This is a genomic window from Synechococcus sp. R3-13, assembly GCF_047462195.1.
In the GTDB taxonomy this organism is placed as follows: Bacteria; Cyanobacteriota; Cyanobacteriia; order Thermostichales; family Thermostichaceae; genus Thermostichus.
In genome coordinates this window covers 1-5,540 of sequence record NZ_JANSIO010000232.1, presented here as the reverse complement: position 1 = coordinate 5,540, position 5,540 = coordinate 1, and the positions used below count along the sequence as shown (strand labels likewise).

Here is a 5,540-nt window from a genome sequence, read left to right as displayed (position 1 = left end):
TTCAGGGTTTTGGGGGTTAGAGGCATGCTCTCCGGCAGGGGGTGGAAGCCTGAACTCCTTTCCTGCTGATCTGGGAACAGTCTAGCCAGGAGTGGCGTGCCCTCAAAGGGTATCCTTATCGCGTTAGCAGGACGAAGTCTCATTGGGGTGGGGCGAAGCGCGGCGAAAGTTTTTGTTAAGCATACACCTTAGTTCCGGACTGGGAAGATTTCAAGCGCTTTTGCACAGGTTTGGGGAGGCTCTCGTTCATTACCTTGGTTGGTTAAGCAAGTGCAGGGGTGGGATCCCTTTGTCCACCTACCTGTCCCTATGCCTATTGTGGGAGCAACTTGACGATGCGAGCGCGAACGGCCTTGCCGCTGCTGTGTCTTTCTTTGCTGTTAACTGCCTGCCGAGCTGGAAGGCCGCCCCAGGAGATGGAGGGGGACGGCCAACCCCCCACGCCAGTGGGAATAGGAGTGGTGGAAGAACGGATGATTGAGGAGGCGTCGGAATTTATCGCCAGCCTCGGATCCCAGCAGGTGGCCAGCATCCGGCCCCAGGTGAGCGGACAGGTGACTCGGGTGTTGGTGCAGTTGGGATCCCAGGTGGCTGCTGGGGCACCTCTGTTTGAGATCGACAGCCGTCAGCAACAGGCGGCGGTGGCCGGCCAAACGGCGGGGATTGCCGCGGCCCAAGCCAACCTGGAGAGCAGCCGTGCTCTGCTCAGCCAGTTGCGGGCGGATCGGATGCGCCTAGAGGCAGCGGCGGAGTTTGCCCGGGATCTGCACGAACGTAACCTGCGCCTATTGGCGGAGGGGGCCATCAGCCAGTTGCAGGTGGATCAGTCCAGCCGCGATCTGCGCCAGGCGGAGGCGGCTTTGGCAGCGCAACAGGAGCAGATCCGCGCCCAGAAGGCAGCGATTTTGCGGGCAGAGCGAGAGGTGCAGCGGGCCCAGGCCGAGGCGGAGCGGCAACAGGTGCAACTGCAGTTTTTCCAGGTTACAGCTCCCTTTGCCGGCATTGTGGGGGATGTTTTGGTGCGGCAAGGGGACTACGTGACGCCTCAGACGGTTTTGACCACCTTGACCCAAACCCAGGCGCTGGAGCTCAACCTCAACATCCCGTTGCAGCGGGCCCCCCAGCTGCGCATTGGCACGCCGGTGCAGATCCTGGATAGCCGCGGCGAGGTGATCGGCAGCAGCCAAATCTCTTTCATTGCTCCCGAAGCCAACGCCGCCACGCAATCGGTGCTGGCCAAGGCTCTTCTGGAGAACCCTGCCGGCCAGTTGCGCTCGGCCCAGTTTGTGCGGACTCGGGTCATCTGGGAGGAGCGGCCGGCCTTGCTGGTGCCGGTGACGGCGGTGGCCCGCTTGGGGGCGCAAACCTTTGTCTACACGGTGCAGACAACGGAGCCGCCAGCAGAGGGCATGCCCCCGGGGGCGGTGGCGGTGCAAAGGCCGGTGCAGCTGGGATCCATCTACGGAAACAGCTATGAGGTGCTGGAGGGTTTGGAGGCCAATGAGCCAATTGTGCTGAGCGGCCTGCAGAAAATCCGCGATGGCGCCCCGATTGTCGATGAGGTGCTTTTTCAGCAGAGGATGCAGCCACAAGGGGGAGGGAGACCTCCTGGATCCCCGCCCTAGGTCCTCTCTCCGGCGGTTTCCCAACTCAGCTATCCCCTTTCACTCCTCACTGCGCTGGGCTATGTTTGTTGACTTTTTCATTCGCCGCCCTGTTTTTGCCAGCGTCTGCTCCATCCTGATCGTGCTGGTGGGGGCGGTGAGCATTCCCCTACTGCCGGTGGACTACTACCCACAGGTGGCGCCGCCAGCGGTGAGGGTGACTGCTGTTTATCCTGGGGCCAACGCCGAGACGGTGGAGACGGCGGTAACCAATGTGCTGGAGCAGGAGATCAACGGCGTCGAGGGTATACGGTCTATCGCCTCGGTGAGCAGCAGCAACGGCACCAGCCAGATCACCGTTACCTTCAGCCCGGATCGGGATCTGGACACGGCGGCTGTGGATGTGCAGAACCGGGTGGCGCGGGCCCAGGGCCGGCTGCCGGCGGAGGTGATCCAAAACGGCATCAGCGTGGAAAAGGCCGGCGACAGCGCCTTTGTGCTGGTGTTGGCGCTGCGCTCAGAGGCGGGGGAATACGACGAGCTGTTTTTGAGCAACTACGCGGAGCTGTTTGTGCGGGATGCTTTGCGGCGCATCCGCGGCGTCAGCGATGTCATCATTTTCGGGGAGCGCACCTATGCCATGCGCATCTGGCTGGATCCGACGCGGCTGGCCAGCTATGGTCTGACAGCTCTGGATGTGGTGAACGCGGTGCGCCAGCAGAATATCCAGGTGCCTGCCGGCCAAATTGGCAGCCAGCCCAGCCCGCCGGATCAGGAGTTTCAGATCAGCGTCCAGGCAACGGGGCGGCTCTCACAGCCGGAGGAGTTCGCCCAGATTGTCCTCAGGGCCAACCCCGATGGCAGTTTGGTACGCATTGCCGATGTGGGTCGGGTGGAGCTGGGAGCGCAAAGCTATGATACGTTCTTCCGCATCGGGGGACAGGAGGCGGTGGGGATCGCCATTACCAAGCAGCCGGATGCGAATGCCTTGGAGGTCTCGCGGCAGGTGGAGCAGACGTTGGAGGAGCTCTCCCGCAACTTTCCGCCCGGCTTGATCTACGAGATCCCCTTCGATGCCACCCTGTTCATTACCGAGTCGGTGCAGGAGGTGATTTTCACTCTGTTGCAGGCGATTGGCCTGGTGGTGTTGGTGCTGTTTATCTTTTTGCAGGATTGGCGCATCACCCTCATTCCCACCATCACCATCCCGGTAGCGCTGCTGGGTACTTTTGCTTTTGTGCGCCTGTTTGGCTTTTCCATCAACACTCTGACCATGTTTGGCCTGACTCTGGCCACCGGTCTGGTGGTGGACGATACCATCGTGGTGGTGGAAAATATCTCCCGCTATATCCGTGATCGCGGCATGCGGCCTCTGCAGGGGGCCTCGGCGGGGATGAATGAGGTGTTGGGGGCGGTGATTGCCACTACGTTGGTGCTGTTGGGGTTATTCCTGCCGATTGCCTTTTTTCCCGGCACCAGCGGTCGCATCTATCAGCAGTTTGCCGTCACCATTGCGGTGGCGGTCTCTCTGTCCACGTTCAATGCCATTACTTTGGCCCCGGCGTTGTCGGCACTGCTGATTCGTCCGCGCTCAGGAGAGATGTTTTGGCTGTTGCGCTGGTTTGACCGGTTGGTGGAAGGGATCCGAGCGGTCTACCGCCGCCTGCTGGAGCTGGTGGTGAGGCTGCGGCTGCTGGTGGTGGCTGGATTTGTCGCCTGTTTGGGCCTCACCTACTGGCTGTTCCAGGTTGTGCCGACGGGGTTTGTGCCGGATGAGGATCAGGGCTTTTTCATCACCATTGTTCAGGGGCCGCCGGGGGTCTCCCTTCACTACACCGACGGGGTGATTCGGCAAGCCACAGCCGTTTTGGAGGGGATCCCGGAGATCGAGGATGTGGCGGTGGTGGGGGGCTTCAGCTTTACCGGGCCCTCGCCGGGGAATGGGCTGATCTTTGCCACCCTCAAACCTTGGGAAGAGCGACGGCGACCGGAGCAATCGGCGCAAGCGATTGTTGACAGGCTATTTGGGCCTTTTTTGGGTGGGATCAGCCGCTCGTTGGTGATCCCGATCTTGCCGCCGGCCATTCCGGATTTGGGGGTTACCGGTGGGTTTACCTTCCAACTTCAGGATCGGGGGGTCAACGATTTCAATCTGTTGGAGCAAACGGCCAACACCCTGTTTTTTGTGGGCAACTCGCCGCCCCAGCCGGGCCAACCTCCCTTGGGCCTGCGGGTTAACCCGCCCACTTTCAACGCCAATTCGCCGCAGCTAGAAGTACAGGTGGATCGGGATCTGGCCCAGTTGCTGGGGATCCCTCTGTCGGATGTCTTCGGCACGCTGCAAACGCTGTTGGGGGGCACCTACGTCAATGATTTCGACCTGTTCAACCGCAATTACCGGGTCTACGTGCAGGCAGATCAGATCTTCCGGGCCAACCCAGAGAGCATCGGCCAGTTCTACGTGCGGGGTGGGCAGGGGCAGCTCTTGCCGTTGAGCACCCTGGTTCAGGTGGAGGAGACCACCAGCCCGGCCATCATCAACCACTTCAACCTCTTCTGCTCGGTGGAAATTCAGGGCAGCGCCCTGCCGGGCTTTAGCTCAGGGCAAGCGATTCGGGCTATGGAAACTCTAGCCGCCCAGTTGTTGCCGCAGGGGTTTGGCTTCGAGTGGTCGGGCCTGTCGCTGGAAGAAATCGAGTCGGGAGGACAGGCGCCGCTGATCTTTGCTTTGGGCCTGGTGTTCGTTTTCCTGGTGCTGGCGGCGCAATTTGAGAGCTATGTGGATCCCTTGATCATTTTGTTGGCGGTGCCGCTGGCGGTTCTTGGGGCTCTTTTGGCGCAACTGCTGCGGGGCTTGACCAACGACGTCTTCTGCCAAGTCGGGTTGGTGATGTTGATCGGGCTGGCCAGCAAAAACTCCATCTTGATTGTGGAGTTTGCCAACCAGTTGGTTGCCCAAGGGATCCCCCTGGTTAAGGCTGCAGTGCAGGCGGCAGAGACCCGCTTCCGCGCGATTCTCATGACGGCCTTGAGCACCATACTTGGCATTTTCCCGCTGGCAGTGGCCAGCGGGGCCGGGGCCGCCAGCCGTCAGTCTCTAGGCACGGCGGTGATCGGCGGCATGTTCGTCTCGACAATGCTCAGTTTGCTGGTGGTGCCGGTGCTCTACCTGGTGATCAAAGGGATCCAGGCGCAGATTTTGGGGGGATCCCCTTCGCCTGTGGATCTGGCGCATCTGCCCCCACCGGAGGATCCCAAGGATCTGCTGCCTGGTGGCGACAGCGTTGGGTAGCAAGAGGGATCTGCTTGCTTCTTCTCTTCTGGCGGAAAAGCGAGTGGGGGAAGGGGGCACCTTTCATCCACCGAGGGCCCTGTCTTCGAGCAGTTCGAGCTCGGCTCCGCTGGGCATTTTTTCCCAGAACTGAGCCAGGTGTTGCAGGCCCACAAAGCCCAACTGCCAGAGGATCAAGGCTAGAGGGCCGTGCTGCTGCCGTTGGATCTTCAGGGCCAGAGCCAGTTGTTTGGGCTTGAGGAGCTGCTGCTGGGCAGCAAACTGGCAGAACTGTCGATCCCATTGGCTAAGGGCTTGTAAATCCGGCAGGGTCGGTTCCATAGGTTTGGCCGGGCAGGAAAGGATTGAATGTCGAGGATCGGGATCCTCGTACTGATTCTGGGGATCTTCTTGCGGATCCCTTGCAACAGGTTTCTTCCAGGGTATGTGACCACCCAGGCCCTCCCAAGGCCGGTTAGGGCAGAGAGGACTGAGCTTTGTCGCAAAGCTGGCTTATAGATCCTGGCAGGACGGTCTATCCCCAGGGGTCGTCGTCGAAAGGACTATCTGACCAATAGCCACTCTGCTGGGGTGGAGGGGGCTGTTGGGGAAGGGGCGGCGTGTAAGCAGGAGGCGGTGTTGGGATGGGGGTGGGTTTTTCCAGC

At 60.9% G+C, this 5,540-nt stretch carries 3 protein-coding genes; 2 read left to right on the top strand and 1 reads right to left on the bottom strand.

The window, feature by feature from the left end; all coding sequences use genetic code 11:
- Window positions 1–335 precede the first annotated feature (335 nt).
- Window positions 336–1,625 carry an efflux RND transporter periplasmic adaptor subunit gene (locus NW856_RS07325; protein ID WP_414399670.1) on the top strand — a complete coding sequence of 430 codons (1,290 nt, stop codon included), beginning with the start codon at window positions 336–338 and terminating at the stop codon, window positions 1,623–1,625.
- A 61-nt stretch (window positions 1,626–1,686) separates the two neighbouring features.
- Complete coding sequence (locus NW856_RS07320; protein ID WP_414399669.1) at window positions 1,687–4,896, top strand: efflux RND transporter permease subunit; 3,210 nt, start codon at window positions 1,687–1,689, stop codon at window positions 4,894–4,896.
- 63 nt (window positions 4,897–4,959) lie between these two features.
- Here the strand turns inward: NW856_RS07320 and NW856_RS07315 are convergent, their stop codons facing one another.
- On the bottom strand, window positions 4,960–5,217 hold the full coding sequence (locus NW856_RS07315; RefSeq protein WP_414399668.1) for a DUF2949 domain-containing protein: 258 nt from the start codon (window positions 5,215–5,217) through the stop codon (window positions 4,960–4,962).
- Window positions 5,218–5,540: the final 323 nt, after the last annotated feature.